The 15,578-nt window shown below is 60.1% G+C and carries 17 protein-coding genes; 10 read left to right on the forward strand and 7 right to left on the reverse strand.

The features are described from left to right. Positions 1-65 precede the first annotated feature (65 nt). On the reverse strand, positions 66-641 hold the full coding sequence (nudK, locus tag HMPREF3138_RS02610; RefSeq protein WP_038873628.1) for a GDP-mannose pyrophosphatase NudK: 576 nt from the start codon (positions 639-641) through the stop codon (positions 66-68). A 385-nt stretch (positions 642-1,026) separates the two neighbouring features. On the opposite strand from nudK, the gene narQ reads away from it, so the two are divergent. Together narQ and HMPREF3138_RS02620 are read left to right on the forward strand one after the other, a co-directional pair. Further along, complete coding sequence (gene narQ / locus HMPREF3138_RS02615) at positions 1,027-2,703, forward strand: nitrate/nitrite two-component system sensor histidine kinase NarQ (protein ID WP_038873631.1); 1,677 nt, start codon at positions 1,027-1,029, stop codon at positions 2,701-2,703. A gap of 161 nt (positions 2,704-2,864) precedes the next feature. Beyond that, positions 2,865-3,497: a response regulator gene (locus HMPREF3138_RS02620; RefSeq protein WP_038873634.1), complete on the forward strand. Its 633-nt coding sequence runs from the start codon at positions 2,865-2,867 to the stop codon at positions 3,495-3,497. Positions 3,498-3,529: 32 nt separating this feature from the next. Here HMPREF3138_RS02620 and HMPREF3138_RS02625 read toward each other — a convergent pair whose 3' ends face one another. Continuing rightward, complete coding sequence (locus HMPREF3138_RS02625; RefSeq protein WP_004941750.1) at positions 3,530-3,808, reverse strand: winged helix-turn-helix domain-containing protein; 279 nt, start codon at positions 3,806-3,808, stop codon at positions 3,530-3,532. A 293-nt stretch (positions 3,809-4,101) separates the two neighbouring features. Between HMPREF3138_RS02625 and acrD the strand changes: the two genes are divergently transcribed. Continuing rightward, a complete protein-coding gene (gene acrD, locus HMPREF3138_RS02630) occupies positions 4,102-7,239 on the forward strand; it encodes a multidrug efflux RND transporter permease AcrD (RefSeq protein ID WP_038873638.1) in 3,138 nt (1,045 codons plus the stop codon). A gap of 127 nt (positions 7,240-7,366) precedes the next feature. On the opposite strand, the gene ypfM is transcribed toward acrD, so the two are convergent. Continuing rightward, positions 7,367-7,426 (reverse strand): protein YpfM, encoded by a 60-nt coding sequence (ypfM, locus tag HMPREF3138_RS27360; RefSeq protein WP_100396732.1) that lies wholly within the window; start codon positions 7,424-7,426, stop codon positions 7,367-7,369. A gap of 216 nt (positions 7,427-7,642) precedes the next feature. Between ypfM and HMPREF3138_RS02635 the strand changes: the two genes are divergently transcribed. Both HMPREF3138_RS02635 and HMPREF3138_RS02640 read left to right on the forward strand, forming a co-directional pair. Continuing rightward, entirely contained in the window at positions 7,643-8,122 is a 480-nt protein-coding gene (locus HMPREF3138_RS02635) for a tetratricopeptide repeat protein (protein ID WP_038873642.1), read from the forward strand. Positions 8,123-8,179: 57 nt separating this feature from the next. Further along, complete coding sequence (locus HMPREF3138_RS02640; RefSeq protein ID WP_223294946.1) at positions 8,180-8,563, forward strand: GNAT family N-acetyltransferase; 384 nt, start codon at positions 8,180-8,182, stop codon at positions 8,561-8,563. 7 nt (positions 8,564-8,570) lie between these two features. Here HMPREF3138_RS02640 and HMPREF3138_RS02645 read toward each other — a convergent pair whose 3' ends face one another. Together HMPREF3138_RS02645 and HMPREF3138_RS26625 are read right to left on the reverse strand one after the other, a co-directional pair. Then, a complete protein-coding gene (locus HMPREF3138_RS02645) occupies positions 8,571-8,996 on the reverse strand; it encodes a GNAT family N-acetyltransferase (RefSeq protein ID WP_038873645.1) in 426 nt (141 codons plus the stop codon). An 81-nt stretch (positions 8,997-9,077) separates the two neighbouring features. Then, positions 9,078-9,254, reverse strand: a complete 177-nt coding sequence (locus HMPREF3138_RS26625; protein ID WP_154292206.1) for a hypothetical protein — start codon at positions 9,252-9,254, stop codon at positions 9,078-9,080. A 270-nt stretch (positions 9,255-9,524) separates the two neighbouring features. Here HMPREF3138_RS26625 and HMPREF3138_RS02650 point away from each other — a divergent pair, with 270 nt between their 5' ends. The 5 genes from HMPREF3138_RS02650 to HMPREF3138_RS02670 all read left to right on the forward strand — a co-directional run bounded on the left by HMPREF3138_RS02650 (position 9,525) and on the right by HMPREF3138_RS02670 (position 12,701). Continuing rightward, positions 9,525-10,076: a helix-turn-helix transcriptional regulator gene (locus HMPREF3138_RS02650; RefSeq protein WP_038873648.1), complete on the forward strand. Its 552-nt coding sequence runs from the start codon at positions 9,525-9,527 to the stop codon at positions 10,074-10,076. Between the two features lie 255 nt (positions 10,077-10,331). Then, positions 10,332-10,718: an ArsC family reductase gene (locus HMPREF3138_RS02655; RefSeq protein WP_038873652.1), complete on the forward strand. Its 387-nt coding sequence runs from the start codon at positions 10,332-10,334 to the stop codon at positions 10,716-10,718. Beyond that, on the forward strand, positions 10,715-11,842 hold the full coding sequence (gene dapE / locus HMPREF3138_RS02660; RefSeq protein WP_038873655.1) for a succinyl-diaminopimelate desuccinylase: 1,128 nt from the start codon (positions 10,715-10,717) through the stop codon (positions 11,840-11,842). The genes HMPREF3138_RS02655 and dapE overlap by 4 nt, the downstream gene beginning before the upstream one ends. After that, entirely contained in the window at positions 11,839-12,513 is a 675-nt protein-coding gene (locus tag HMPREF3138_RS02665; RefSeq protein WP_038873658.1) for a M15 family metallopeptidase, read from the forward strand. Before dapE ends, HMPREF3138_RS02665 begins: the two co-directional genes overlap by 4 nt. A gap of 2 nt (positions 12,514-12,515) precedes the next feature. Next, positions 12,516-12,701: a YpfN family protein gene (locus HMPREF3138_RS02670; RefSeq protein WP_004941720.1), complete on the forward strand. Its 186-nt coding sequence runs from the start codon at positions 12,516-12,518 to the stop codon at positions 12,699-12,701. A gap of 30 nt (positions 12,702-12,731) precedes the next feature. On the opposite strand, the gene ypfH is transcribed toward HMPREF3138_RS02670, so the two are convergent. Both ypfH and HMPREF3138_RS02680 read right to left on the reverse strand, forming a co-directional pair. Beyond that, a complete protein-coding gene (gene ypfH, locus HMPREF3138_RS02675; protein WP_038873661.1) occupies positions 12,732-13,421 on the reverse strand; it encodes an esterase in 690 nt (229 codons plus the stop codon). Between the two features lie 120 nt (positions 13,422-13,541). Next, positions 13,542-15,554: a tRNA(Met) cytidine acetyltransferase TmcA gene (locus tag HMPREF3138_RS02680; protein ID WP_038873664.1), complete on the reverse strand. Its 2,013-nt coding sequence runs from the start codon at positions 15,552-15,554 to the stop codon at positions 13,542-13,544. Positions 15,555-15,578 lie beyond the last annotated feature (24 nt).

Genomic DNA, 15,578 nt, shown 5'->3' on the forward strand with positions numbered 1-15,578 from the left:
GAGGCTGGATAAAAAATGCCACTCAGGCTTAACTGAGCCGCCTTGGTCATCATGACCGGCTTTTTTTATTCCATCACCCGATGAATCTGCAAATATTGCAGCAGCATGATGGTCTTGCCGTCTTTAATGCGGCCGTCGGCGATCATCGCCACCGCTTCGCTGAACGGCAGTTCGATCACTTCGATATCTTCATCTTCAATGCCGCCGCCGGCCGCGCGCCGCTCATCGTCATGGTATTCGGCGATAAAGAAGTGCACGATCTCGGTCACGCCGCCCGGCGACATGTAGGCTTCGAAGATTTTCTTGACCTCGCTCACCTGGAAGCCGGTTTCCTCCACCGCTTCGCGGCGCGCGCACTGCTCCGGCGAATCGGCGTCCAGCAGGCCGGCGCAGGCCTCGAGCAGCATGCCGCTTTCGTTGCCGTTGACATAGGTCGGCATGCGGAACTGGTTGGTCAGCACCACCGTGCCCTTGGCGCGGTTGTACAGCAAAATGGTGGCGCCGTTGCCGCGATCGTAGACCTCGCGCATCTGTTGCACCGAACCGCCGTTTTTGCGTTTCAGATCGAACGTGTACTTGTGCAGCACATACCAGTTGTCCGACAGCAGCTCTTTCTTCACATTCTCAATTTTCGACGACATGCCCTTTTCCCTTGAGTAGTAACCTGAAGATCATACCGCGATTAGGCCGCGCCGCGGCAGACGATTTGCAACAAAAATCACACCGCGCCCGTCGGACAAGCCGGGACTTAACATTGCTTAAAATAATGAAAAATAAGTCGCGCTCAGGCGCATGACATTGCATAAAACCCAGTGCGATTCGCCCCCCAAAGACAAATCGCCGGAGGAAATCAGCCCGCCGCTGAACATCGACGAGCGTTTCGCTATTCATTTGATTACACAACCACAATTGTTCCCGTTTTGTTGACAACTTGATACAAATCGCGGTGCATTTTAGTTGCAAAAGTTATAGTTTTGCTTTCGAATGAAACTGGCGACGCGCCCTACCTGAGAGAAGGATCCTTGATTGCTTGTTAAACGTTCCGTGACCGGCAGCCTGGCCAAAGCGCTGTTCGGCATCGTGATACTGTCGGTGCTCGCCACCGGGTTGGCGTTGACCACCGTCGCCGGCAGCCAGAGCGACGCCGAAGCGATCAATATCGCCGGTTCGCTGCGCATGCAAAGCTACCGGCTGGCCTTCGATCTCGACCAGCAGAGCCCGGAGCTGGAGCTGCACCTGCAGCAGTACCGGCAATCTTTACAGGCGCCGGCGCTGCAAAAGCTGGCGCGGTTTTACGTACCGGCCGAGGTGCGGAATCACTATCTGGCGCTGCAACGGGCATGGCAAACAATGGAGCGCCAGATCCGCGGCGGGCAGGCGGCCGCCTACCGGGCGGAGGTCGCCGGCTACGTCAACCGCGTCGATCATTTCGTTTCTGCCCTGCAGCGCTATTCCGAGCTGAAACTCACCCTGGTGGCCGCCGTCAGCGTGATCGGTTACGCCGCCATCATCGGCCTGGTGCTGTTCTGCATTCGCTTTATGCGCCGCCAGGTGGTCACGCCGCTGCAGCATCTGGTCGACGCCAGCCAGCGCGTGCAGCAGCGCGACTTCAGCCACCCGCAGCTGGACGTGGCGCTGCCGAACGAGCTCGGCGTGCTGTCGCAAACCTTCAGCGCCATGTCGGACGAGCTGGCCCGGCTCTATCAGTCGCTGGAGCTGAAAGTACAGGAAAAGACCCGGCGCCTGCAGCAGGCCAACGAAACGCTGGAGGTGCTGTATCGCTGTTCGCAGGCGCTGAGCGTGCGCCAGATCGATCAGCAGGCGTTCGAGAATGTGCTGCGCATCGTGCGCCAAAGCGAACGGCTGCGCTGCATCCGGCTGAACGTGGCGGACGACCACGGCCAGTGGCAACTGAATGAAGGGGAACCGGCGCCGACGCAAGCCTGGAACACGCTGCCGATCACCCAGAGCGACAAACCGCTTGGCGAGCTGCGTTGGCAGCCCGAGGCGCACCCGCCGCATCCTCATCTGATGCAGAGCCTGGCCAATATGCTGGGCCGCGGCGTCTACTTCAACCGGGCGCAAAAGCAGCACCAATATTTGCTGTTGATGGAAGAGCGCGCGACCATCGCCCGCGAGCTGCACGATTCGCTGGCGCAGACGCTGTCGTTCCTGCGCATTCAGCTTACGCTGCTCAGGCGCGCCGCCGATACGCCGGCGGCAAAGGCGATTATCGACGATTTCGATCGCACGCTGGCCGATGCCTATCGCCAACTGAGAGAATTACTGGCCACCTTCCGTCTCAATATTCAGGAGGCGGACCTGAACGCCGCGCTGGAGCAGCTGTTGCAGCCATTAAAAGCGCTAACCCCCGCGCGGATTCAGTTACACTGTCGGCTGTCTTCGCAGGCGCTCAACGCCCAGCAGCAGGTGCACGCACTGCAGATCGTGCGCGAGGCGGTGCTCAATGCCGTCAAGCACGCCGGGGCGAACGAGATTACGGTGTGTTGCGAGGTCAACGCCGCAGGCGACAACGTTTTCAGCATTATCGACGACGGTTGCGGCATCGCCAGTCTGGAGGAACCGGAAGGGCATTATGGTTTGACCATCATGAGCGAACGCGCGGCGCGATTGGGAGGAACGCTGCACATTCAGCACAGAAGCGGCGGCGGCACGGCGGTTTGCCTGACATTCTCGCCCTGACCTTGCGGCTGTTCATTCTGCGTTACGGTTGCCGCCGGGCGGAAGGCCGTCCGGGGAGGTTTACGGCGCTGATTGCCGCTATTTTTGAAGAGACAGTCCCACTGTGAAGCACGCCGCAGGGCGCGTTTGAGTGGCTTTACTTGCTACAGGGAGCATATTTCATGGTGATGAAGCAATACCGAGTCATGATCGTTGACGATCATCCGTTGATGCGGCGCGGCATCAAACAACTGCTGGGACTGGATGCGCGATTTAGCGTGGTGGCGGAGGCCGGCAACGGCAGCGAGGCGGTGGCGCTGGCACTGCAGCACACGCCGGACGTGATCTTGTTGGATCTGAACATGAAAGGCATGTCCGGGCTGGACACGCTGCGGGCCCTGCGCGACGAAGGCGTGGATGCGCGCATCATCGTGCTGACGGTTTCCGACGCGCGCAGCGATCTGTATGCGCTGATCGACACCGGCGCCGACGGCTACCTGCTGAAGGACAGCGAGCCGGAACAGCTGCTGGAACACATCAGCGCCGCCGCCGAAGGGCAGAACGTGATCAGCGACGCCATGGCCGACTATTTGCTGGCGCGCGGCGAGCAACGCGATCCCTTCGCCGCCTTGACCGAACGCGAGCTGGACGTCTTGCAAGAGGTGGCGCGCGGCCTGTCCAACAAGCAGGTGGCGGCGCAGTTGCATATCTCTGAAGAAACCGTGAAGGTGCACATCCGCAACATACTGCGCAAGCTGGACGTGCGTTCTCGCGTGGCGGCGACGGTGATGTACCTGGAGCACAAAAGTCAATGATCGCCCCGCCCCGGCCAATGCGCCGGGGCAGCTTACTCGATGGCGCTGAGCAGCGCCTGATGATGCTGGTGCACCCAGCTCTTGTTGAACGGCCCCCAGCTTTCCAACTGATAAAAACCGTCGTTGTTACGCACGCCCTGCTGCACGAACTGCAGCTCGACGCCCATGCCGGGCAGCGCCTTCAGCACATCCTGCAACGTGCGGCGCGGCCAGCCGGTCAGCGCCATCAACCGCGGCACATTGGGCCGCTCACTGTGGCTGATCAGCCAGCACAAATAAAGCCGACGGGCAAATACCGGGTTAATTCCCATGCCAAGCTCCTGCTGTAAGGTAAGTCCAGTTTTTACTTTCCGGTTCCCTGCGGCGAAGAGATGCGCAAGGCCTTTGATAGTAATAAAAATGTCTTAATAGCGTACAATTACCGCCGTCAGTGCACCCACGCCGTTTTCCGCTACCGTTATTTACACTATCTCCTTTTTTTCTCCACGCTTTCCTCGGCTATCCCGAGTACAGTGCAATAGCGCCGGGATCCCTCCCTGCCGCTGAAATGCATAATTCTGATGCGTTTTAAAGATAGAACAAGTCATAACGAGGTTCGCGCTGCATGGCCAATTTTTTTATTGATCGCCCGATTTTCGCCTGGGTGCTGGCAATTATTCTTTGCCTGACCGGGGCGTTGGCGATTTCTTCCCTACCGGTAGAACAATACCCGAATTTGGCGCCGCCGAACGTGCGCATCAGCGCAACTTACCCAGGTGCTTCGGCGCAAACGCTGGAAAACACCGTTACCCAAATCATTGAACAGAATATGACCGGCCTCGACAACATGATGTATATGTCGTCGCAGAGCACCAATACCGGCCAGGCCACCGTCACGCTGACGTTCGAAGCCGGCACCGATCCCAACGAGGCGATGCAGCAGGTGCAAAACCAGCTGCAGGCGGCGATCAAACGTCTGCCGCAGGCGGTGCAGAATCAGGGGGTCACGGTGTCGAAATCCGGCGACACCACGCTGATGATGGTGGCGTTCGTCTCCACCGACAACAGCATGGACAAGCAGGACATTGCCGATTACATCGTCTCCAACCTGCAGGATCCGCTCAGCCGTATCAACGGCGTCGGCAGCATGGACGTGTACGGCTCGCAATACGCCATGCGCATCTGGCTCGATCCCAACAAGCTCAACAGCTACCAGCTCACGACCCAGGACGTGGTCAAGGCCATTCAGTCGCAGAACGCCCAAGTGGCGGTCGGCCAGCTGGGCGGCACGCCGTCGGTCGATAAACAGGCGCTGAACGCCACCATCAACGCCCAGTCGCAGCTCCAGACGCCGGAACAGTTCCGCCAGATCACCCTGCGGGTCAATCAGGACGGTTCGCTGGTGACGCTGGGCAACGTCGCCACCGTTGAGTTGGGCGGCGAGAACTACAACTACCTCAGCCGCTACAACGGCATGCAGGCCGCAGGCATGAACATCAAGCTGGCCTCCGGCGCCAACGAACTGCAGACCGATCAGCTGGTGAAAGACAAGATCGCCGAGCTGTCGCAGTACTTCCCACACGGGCTGGAGGCCAAGGTGGCCTATGAAACCACCCCGTTCGTCAAAGCCTCGATCAAGGACGTGGTGAAAACGCTGCTGGAAGCCATCCTGCTGGTGTTCCTGGTGATGTACCTGTTCCTGCAGAACTTCCGCGCCACGCTGATCCCCACCATCGCCGTGCCGGTCGTGCTGATGGGCACCTTCGCCATCCTTTCCGCCTGCGGCTTCAGTATCAATACCCTCACCATGTTCGCCATGGTGCTGGCGATCGGCCTGCTGGTGGACGACGCCATCGTGGTGGTGGAAAACGTCGAACGCGTGATGAGCGAGGAAGGCCTGCCGCCGCGTGAGGCCACGCGCAAATCCATGGGGCAAATCCAGAGCGCGCTGGTCGGCATCGCGCTGGTGCTGTCGGCGGTGTTTGTGCCGATGGCGTTCTTCGGTGGCACCACCGGCGCCATCTATCGCCAGTTCTCCATTACCATCGTCTCCGCCATGGTGCTGTCGGTACTGGTGGCGATGATCCTGACCCCGGCCCTGTGCGCCACGCTGCTCAAACCGATCGCCAAGGGGCACCATCACGGCAAGCGCGGCTTCTTCGGCTGGTTCAACCGCATGTTCAACCGCAACGCCGAACGCTATGAGCGCGGCGTGGGGCGGATCCTGCACGCCAGCGGCCGCTACATGGTGATTTATCTGCTGTTGCTCGGCGGCATGGCGCTGCTGTTCATCAAGCTGCCAACCTCGTTCCTGCCGCAGGAAGACCGCGGTATCTTCACCGTACAGGTGCAGCTGCCGGCGGGCTCCACCCTGCAGCAAACCTCTAAGGTGGTGGAAAAGGTCGAGCAGTATTTCCTGACCGAAGAGAAACAGGATGTGGTGTCGGTGTTCGCCATCATCGGCTCCGGCCCCGGCGGCAACGGCCAGAACGTGGCGCGCCTGTTCGTGCGATTGAAAGACTGGGATCTGCGCACCTCGGGCGCCAACAGTTCGTTCGACATCATCGATCGCGCCACGCTGGCATTCAACAAGATTAACGAAGCGCGGGTGATCGCCAGCAGCCCGCCGGCGATCACCGGCCTCGGCAACTCCTCCGGCTTCGATATGGAGTTGGAAGACCACGCCGGGCTCGGCCACGCCAAGCTGATGGCGGCGCGCGATCAGCTGCTGCAGCTGGCCGGGCAAAACCCGCTGCTGTCGCGCGTGCGCCACAACGGCCTGGACGACAGCCCGCAGCTGCAAATCGATATCGATCAGCGCAAGGCCCAGGCGCTGGGCGTGTCTATCGACGACATCAACAATACCCTCTCCACCGCCTGGGGCTCGACCTACGTCAACGACTTCGTCGACCGCGGCCGGGTGAAAAAAGTCTACGTACAGGCCGCGGCGCCGTTCCGCATGCTGCCGGATGACATTAACAAATGGTATGTACGCAACAGCGCGGGCGGCATGGTGCCGTTCTCGGCCTTCGCCAGCTCGCACTGGGAGTACGGCTCGCCGCGGCTGGAGCGCTATAACGGCAGCTCGGCGCTGGAGATCGTCGGCGAGGCGGCCAACGGCGTCAGCACCGGCACCGCCATGGCGGAAATGGAGAAGCTGGTCAGCCAGCTGCCGACCGGCTTCGGCCTGGAATGGACCGCGATGTCCTATCAGGAACGGCTGTCCGGCTCGCAGGCGCCGGCGCTGTACGCCATCTCGCTGCTGGTGGTGTTCCTGTGCCTGGCGGCGCTGTATGAGAGCTGGTCGATCCCGTTCTCGGTGATGCTGGTGGTGCCGCTGGGGGTGATCGGCGCGGTCGCCGCCACCTGGCTGCGCGGCCTGGAGAACGACGTTTATTTCCAGGTTGGCCTGCTGACCATCATTGGGCTGTCGGCGAAAAACGCCATTCTGATCGTCGAGTTCGCCAATGAGCTGAATCATAAAGGGCAGGATCTGATGTCCGCCACGCTCGATGCGTCACGCATGCGTCTGCGGCCGATCCTGATGACCTCGCTGGCGTTTATCTTCGGCGTGCTGCCGATGACCACCAGCAGCGGCGCCGGTTCCGGCAGCCAGCATGCGGTCGGCACCGGGGTCATGGGCGGCATGATCTCCGCCACCCTGCTGGCCATTTTCTTCGTGCCGCTGTTCTTCGTGCTGGTGCGCCGCCGTTTCCCGGGTAAAGCGCATCCGGCAGGCAATACGACGGCCGCCGGGGACTGATCCGCGGGATATAAAAAAAGCAGCGTCGGGTGAACCGATGCTGCTTTATTTCGAACGATAATCTCGTTCCCAAGGTGTTTCAGTGACGCTCCAATGACTCAACCTTGCCATCTGCTTCAACGCTGTGTCAGTTGCCCAACATCTCATCAATGAAGTCTTTCCAGTTTCCTAATTCACGATCAACCATAATACTTTACAACCTCAATTATTTGACGAAGCGGATTCTACGCCTGTTTTTTGACCATGTGAAGGGAAACGGGAACGATGCCGGGCCCGGAAACCGGGGTTAGCGCACATTTTCGTATTTATCTGATCAATACTCAGTGCAGCTATTCCCTTGTGATATCAATTTCTCCACGATAGCGTGTAAAAGGTATAAAAATACGCCAATGGAGCGCCGATCATGCCCACCTCCTTGTCTCTTTCACAGCTGAAAACGCAGGGCCGCTATCAGGAAGCCACTGCTCTGGCGCTACGGCAGCTGGCGGCAGAGCCGGAAGCGGCGATGCTGCACTTTCAGCTGGCCTGCCTGTATGACGTACAGGGTCTGGAGCAACAGGCCATTCCCTGCTACCTCGCGGCGCTGGCCCGCGATTTGCCGCCCGCCCAGCGCCGCGAAGCCTGGCTGGGCCTCGGCAGCACCTACCGCGCCCTGGGAGAATACCCGGCTTCGCTACGGGCTTTCGACGACGGCCTGACCGAGTTCCCGCAGGCCAACGAGCTGATGCTGTTTCGCGCCATGACGCTGTACAACCTGGGCGAAAATAAACGGGCCGTGGCCGATCTGTTGTTGCTGTTGGCGGACACCTCGTCAGACCCCGACATCCGCGGCTATCAGCGCGCCATTCGGCACTATGCCGCCGATCTCAATCTTATTGGTTAGAGGAAAACGATGGAAATTGTCACCGATTTGAACCGCCGCGCCATCGACTGGTAGCGACTGTGCGAATTGCTGAAGGCAGCCGGACTGGGCAAGCGCGATCCGCACACCCTGCGGCGCGTTTACCAACACAGCCAGTTTTGCTATTGGGGGTTTATCGGCGACAAGCTGATCGCTACCGCGCACGCCATCAGCGATCTGACCTCGGTCGCTTACCTGGCCGACGTGGCGATCGATCCGCGCTTTCAGGGGCAGGGATTGGGGCGCCGGTTGATGGATCGGGTGATGCAAGACCTGGCGCCACTCGGCAAGATTTTCATCTATTCCGTCCCGGAAAAGCTGGCCTTTTATAAAAAGTACGGCTTTCACGATTTGACCACCGGCATGGTGTATGCGGACGGCGCCTCCCTGCAGCGCCTGCAACAGGGAGGCTACGTGCGTTAAACGCGCTTCACAGGGTTTTGCTCATAAAGATGCGGCTAGTCCCCGGCGGCAAGCAAGGCACTTCGCCCATGCGTTGCCAGCCATGCCGTTGATAAAAGTCCGGCGCCTGAAAGCTGATGGTGTACAAGACGGCGGAAAGGCAACCGCGCCGGCGGCCTTCCTGTTCGAAACGGCGCAACAGTTCGCTGCCCAGCCCCGTGCCGCGCAGCGCTTCCGGCAGATAAAAGAGATCGAGAAACAGCAGCCCTAATGATGAACGCCCGGTAATTCCCCCCAGAACGTCCCCACTGTCGGGATCTTTTACCACCACCGCCAGCGGCAGACGATCGCCGTAGCCGATCTGTTGATCATTAAAACGGTCCAACCCTTCCGCGATACAGGACGTTATTTCCGGTGTTACCCGATCGGAAATTTCGATATGACATTCTTTCACGCTAGCTCTCCGTATCAATCACCCACATTTATGCGATGTTTGTAGCTAAAAACATCGCATTTTCTTTGTTTAGATTTATCCTTACATCAATTTCCACGCTAATTTCCACACCGCTTCATAACCGGTTCTATCATCGATTGAAATAAAATCGCCGAACGTAACAAAACTAAGAAATATCTTAATAATTAATTCATTAGCCCCAAAACTCGCCAACAAACGATCGACAAAAACGATCGAAATTAAAAATTTAATAGCCACAAACTATGTTAATTCCTTTTAATAACCACGGTATTAATAGAGGATTTCTATTTTATCGATCTCACATTGCTTAGGCCGTCGGTTAAAAAAAATTTTACTCGTTATAAATCATGCTAGTATATGACTCCCCCGCGAAACTCGCGCCCAGCTACCGCTCATTAGTTTGCGGCGCAAGATAAGTTCAACATGAAATTATTTATATTATTTCTTTTTTTATGTTTTAAGATATCGATCCTCACCGGGAAATAGAAAGTAAAGGACTATAATAAAATGGAAATTGATATTTTCAGCGAGTGTGCCTATACCACCGTCGGCATCCGACAACTCATTAAGCAAACCTGGGCGGAAAAACGCGCACCGGCCGGCTTTAGCCGCAAAAGAGTCTGCTTCATCGATGTCACCATCGCCAATTTTGAAGCGCGTTACCGCGATGAATATGCCAACCCCAACACCTACAAAATAGTCATTATCACCGACTGCCCGCATGAAATGGTGATTGTCGACAGAAAGACCATTATATTATCAAACCTTATATCATTGAGCCGTTTTAGCCACCTGATCGGCGACTTATATAAACGTTACAGCCACTATACCGAGCCGCCGCAACTGTCCCAACGCGAGTCGCTTTTCCTCTCGGAATGGTCGACGGGAAAATCACTGGCTGATATCAGTAGTGCCATGAATATCAGAAATAAAACCGCCAATCATTACAAGTCACGAATAATGAAAAAACTCGGCGCCAGCCGGATAAAACCGCTATTGCACATTACCCGCGTGCGCTGTTTAACCGATCGTTTAAACATAAGAATAAATAAAGAGTAACGCCCTCTTCTTCAGATTCGCATTTGCGGCTGAACGCATTCGCCGGCATCTCTTCGAGAGCACCGCCGGCGAAGGCTGCCGCTCCGCCACGTTGCCTCTCCCTCTCCCAAGCACCCAATCGCACCTCGCCCGCATCGTTGTCTGGATCTCGCCGCCGCTTTACTGGCATTATCTCTGCTATCGCCGGGCGGCGAGAGGGCCAAAGATCGCGCCCGCCGCTCAGTATCGACTCGACGAGACAGGTAGCTTTACGCCATGGCAAACAAACCGCAACAGACAACGCTGACGATGTACGGCATCAAAAACTGCGACACCATCAAAAAAGCCCGCCGCTGGCTGGAAGATCAGGGCGTGGCCTATCATTTTCACGACTACCGCGCCGACGGCCTGACCGAACAGCAGTTGCGCGGTTTCATCGCGCAACTGGGTTGGGAGCCGCTGCTCAATACTCGCGGCACCACCTGGCGCAAGCTGGATGAAGCGCAACGCAACGCCTGCGATAACGCCGACGCCGCCATCGCGCTGATGCTGGCGCAGCCGGCGATCATCAAACGCCCGCTGCTGGACGACGGCAACGGCCACGCCCTGCTCGGTTTCAACGCCGACGCTTACCAGCAATTTATCGCCGAGGTCGCCGTATGACTTGCCCGGTTATCGAACTGGCCCAGCAGCTGATTAAACGCCCTTCCCTCAGCCCAAATGACGAAGGCTGCCAGCAGTTGATGATAGATCGCCTGCAGGCGATCGGCTTCACCGTCGAGGCAATGGACTTCGAAGACACCCAAAACTTCTGGGCCTGGCGCGGCGAAGGGCAAACCCTGGCGTTTGCCGGGCATACCGACGTGGTGCCGACCGGCGATGAGAAGCGTTGGGATAACCCGCCGTTTGAACCGGCGATCCGCGACGGCATGCTGTATGGCCGAGGTGCGGCAGACATGAAAGGCTCGTTGGCCGCGATGGTGGTGGCCGCAGAGCGCTTTGTCGCCGCCAACCCGAATCACCAGGGCCGCCTGGCTTTTCTGATCACCTCAGACGAAGAGGCCAGCGCCACCCACGGCACGGTTAAAGTGGTCGAAACGCTGATGTCGCGCAATGAGCGCCTGGATTACTGCCTGGTCGGCGAGCCGTCCAGCACCGAGCGCGTCGGCGACGTGGTGAAAAACGGCCGACGCGGCTCCATCACCGCTAACCTGCACATTCACGGTGTGCAGGGGCACGTCGCCTATCCGCACCTGGCGGACAACCCGGTGCACCGTGCCATGCCGGCGCTGAATGAACTGGTGGCGATCGAATGGGATCGCGGCAACGAGTTCTTCCCGCCGACCAGCATGCAGATCGCCAACGTGCAGGCCGGTACCGGCAGCAACAACGTGATCCCGGGCGATCTTTACGTGCAGTTCAACTTCCGTTTCAGCACCGAACTCACCGATGCGATGATCAAGCAGCGCGTGGAAGAGCTGCTGGAACGCCACCAGTTGAATTACAGCATCGAGTGGCGGCTGTCCGGCCAGCCGTTCCTCACCTCGCGCGGCGCGCTGGTGGATGCGGTGGTAAACGCCGTCGAGCACTATTCTGAATTGACGCCGCAGCTGCTGACCACCGGCGGCACCTCCGACGGCCGCTTCATCGCGCAGATGGGCGCGCAGGTGGTGGAGCTGGGGCCGGTCAACGCCACCATCCACAAGGTCAACGAATGTGTCAACGCCGCGGATCTGCAGCTGCTGAGCCGCATGTATCAACGCATCATGGAGCAATTGGTCGCATGATCAACGCAGAGATGCTCACCGGCCGCTCAACCGAACACCTGGCGCCGTTGAGCGGGAACCATCGGCTGCAGCCGCAGGCGGTCAACGCCTTCCTGGCGATGCAGCAGGCGGCGCGTGAGGCGGGATTCGATCTCCAGCCCGCCAGCACCTTCCGCGATTTCGACCGGCAGTTAGCGATCTGGAATGGCAAATTCTGTGGTCAGCGGCCAGTATTAGATAAGGACAGCCGCCCGATAGACGTCGCGCCGCTGTCCGCCGCCGAGCGCTGTGAGGCGATCCTGCGCTGGTCGGCCCTGCCGGGTGCCAGCCGCCATCACTGGGGCAGCGATCTCGACGTGTATGACCCGTCGCTGCTGCCGGAAGGGCAAAAGCTTCAGCTGGAGCCGTGGGAATATGAAGAAGGCGGTTACTTTGCGCCGCTCAACCAGTGGCTGACGGCGCATATGGCCGAGTTCGGTTTCTATCGCCCCTTTACCGAAGACAGTGGCGGCGTGGCGGTAGAGCCGTGGCATCTGAGCTACCGGCCGCTGGCGCAAGAAGCCGAGCATTTGCTGAGCCCGGCGCTGTTGCTGGCGGCCTGGCAAGATAAGGAGGTCGCCGGTGCCGAATGGCTCGAACGCCATCTGCCATCGATTTTTTCGCGTTTTATACGCAGTGAAGGAAAGGAGTAGCTATGCAATGGTTAGCTGATTACTGGTGGATTATCCTGCTGGTTCTGGTGGGAATGGTCGTCAGCGGCATTAAGGAACTGCGCCGCGTCGACGTGAAAAGCTATCTGGCCAACAAGCCGGAGATACCGCCGCACCGCGACAACAACGCCCAGTGGGATGACGAAGACGACTGGCCGAAAAAGAAATGACATCAGGGCGCTCATCGGCGCCCTGAATTTTTAGCGAAAGGCGATCAGCTCGCCGCGCTTGCCGGACAATGCCTCGTCCCAGTAGCGCTGCGGCACATAATAATGCAGCCTTTCCAGCGCGGCGTTCATCATGCCCTGGTTGATTGCGTGCCCGACGTTTTCCTCCACGTCCAGCGTAAAATCGGCGCCGCCGGCCCGTAGCGCTTCTGCCGCCGCGTGAGCGTGTTGCACCGCGATCACCGCGTCCTCTTCACCGTGGATCAAATGCACCACGCTGTCGCCGAAAGCCTGCTCAGGCAGCTGGGCGAAACGCCCGCTGAACGCGACCACGCGCCCGGCCAGCCGGTTTTCCGCTTTTAGCGCCTCAAGCGCCATGATCGCCCCCTGCGAGAACCCCACCAGCGCCGTGCCGGCATAGCCTACGCCGCTCAGCCGCTGCCAATGGCGCACCACCGCCACAAACTGCGGCATTACGTCTGCGATGCGGGCCGCGCGATTCTCTTCGGTCACGTCCTGCACCGAAAACCACTGGCGCCCGGCGCCGTTGCCGAACGCTTCGGGGCCACCGATGCTCACCACCTGTGCCTGAGGAAAGTCTTTGGCGAAGTAGCTGCCGATCTCCCCCATCGCCACCGGGTTGTCGCCGACACCGTGAAACAGCAAGATCAGCTGCGCCGCCGGGGTCGCCGGGCTTTGGACAACGAAATGCTCATGTTTCATCGATGACTCCTTAATAGTAACCAAACCTGGTGCGGCGACAGTCGCCACCTCACCGCTGACAGTGACTATACGCCGTTGAGAAATCGGGAAAATCGGGTTTTATTGAGCGAGTTATTCAATTTATTGCAACGACTGCGTCCAGTCGCGCCAGTAGCGGCAGTGCTGCGCATTCAGCTGTTCCAGCGCCTGCGCCGCTTCGTGCCGCCAGTGGCGCAGCAAGGCTTTCTGCCCGCTGACGCCCGCCAGCTCCGCGCAGGCCGCCGGGGATTGCCGCCGTTGCAGATGGCCGCGCAGCGTGGGCAGCGGCAGATTGCTGGCCAACAGCAAACGCTGCAGTGCCCCCAGGCTGGCCTCCAGCGGCCGATGGGCGAAAGCGAACCCGGCCAGCTCGCGCCAATCCTCTTCGCCCAGCGGCGTGTCGCCGTCGTCGCCCGGGATCGCCAGCGCGAGTTCAATACGCTGCCGCAGCCAGGGCCAGTCGCGCGCCAGATGCTTGTGCGCCGCGTGCCGCAGCGCCTCTCCTTGCTCGCTCAGGGGCAAGATAGCCATCGCGGTATAGCAGCCGCTGCTGGCCTCCGGCTTGCTGCCGATGCGCACCAGCTCGAAACCGCAGGATTGCCAAAAGCGCCACAGCGGCTCGGTATAGCCAAAGCTGACCGACAGAAAATCCAGCCCCTGCGCCTGACGGCGTTGCCGCTCGACCAGCTGACGCGCGATACCCTGCCGCCGCAACGCCGGCAGCGTCGCGATGCGGGTAATGCGCCGTGACCGCAGCGTCGGCGCCCACCACTGGCCGCCATGCGCCGCCAACGACTGCGCCACCAGGTTGCCGCGCGGCCGGCGGCGGCCAGCCCACACATCGTGCGCCAACTCGGCGCTCAAGCCGCCTTCGTCCACCAGCCACACGGCGCCGACCACCTCCTGCCCGGCCTGCGCCAGCCCGAAGTGCATGCCGGGCGCATCCATCAGCCTGCGCAAATCCAGCGGCGAAGTGCGGTAATGCGCGCTGCTCAGCAGAGCATAGAAACGCGCCAGCCGCTGCGGATCGGCGCACAGTTCGCGCTGCTCCGCCTGGCTGTAATCGATCGTCTGGCCATCCGCCGGCCAGGCGGGCAGCTCGTTGAACAACAGCGCATTGTCCGTTATCCGCTCCAGCGCATCCCCCTGTGCCCAGCGCATCGGCTGTTGCAGACTCAACGCCTGATAGGAAGGCAGCCCGGCGCAAAACTTCAGCAGAAAACCGCGGCCGGTGCCCTCATAGCCCTGCACCGTGGTGGTCAGCAGCACGCGCGGGAAATAACCGATCAGCTGCTGCAACAGCGGCGCAGGGATCGCCGCCGCTTCATCCACCAGCAGCCACCCCACGGCGCTGACGTCACCCTCCCGGCACTGCGCCAGCAAGGCATCGGGCGCCCAAAACTGCGCGCGCCCCTGCGCCCATTCCCCGGCCACCTCAGTGGCGGCGCGGCTCGGCCCGGTTATCCAGCAGGTCAGCGGCGACTGCGCTACCAGCATGCCGGCCAGCGTCGATTTGCCGCGGCCGCGGGCGGCGGTCAGCACCCACACGCCGGATTCGGCCTGCAGCAGCGCCGTCAAGATCGCCTGCTGTTCCTCGGTCGGCCGTCCATCCGGCGGTTGCCATCCTTCACGCGCCGGCAGCGCGGCCAGCGTCAGGGGCTCATCCTGCCGCCAGATCGTCACTTCTCGGTCGTCGACCAGATGCTGTTGCAGATGGTGGATGAAATGCGGGGTGGTAATTGGCTGCGGGCAATCGCTCCAGCGCAGGCTGTCGCCGTCCGGCTGCTGCGGCCATTGCCGCCAGGGCGGCGTCAGCAACAGCAGCCAGCTGCCGGCACGCAATACGCCGCACAGCGCCGCCAACGCCTCCACGTCCAGCGACTGACCGGCGTCGAACACCGCGTGCAGCCGTTCCTGCCCCAGCAGTTGGCGCACTGCGCCGCTCGCCAACGCCGTCAGGCCGGGCGGCGGTTTTTCCCCCACCCACGGCCAGTCGCCGGGCAACGTCGCCGCCAGCCGCTGCGCCTGTTCGCGGCACCAGTCAGGTTCGCCGCTGAGCACCAGCAGGCGCCGGATGCCCTGCCGCCGCATGAGTTGTTGCGCTGCCTGTAGCATAAGGCTGTATCTCAATTCGAAAAA

Source organism: Serratia sp. HMSC15F11 (assembly GCF_001808215.1).
GTDB lineage: Bacteria > Pseudomonadota > Gammaproteobacteria > Enterobacterales > Enterobacteriaceae > Serratia > Serratia nevei.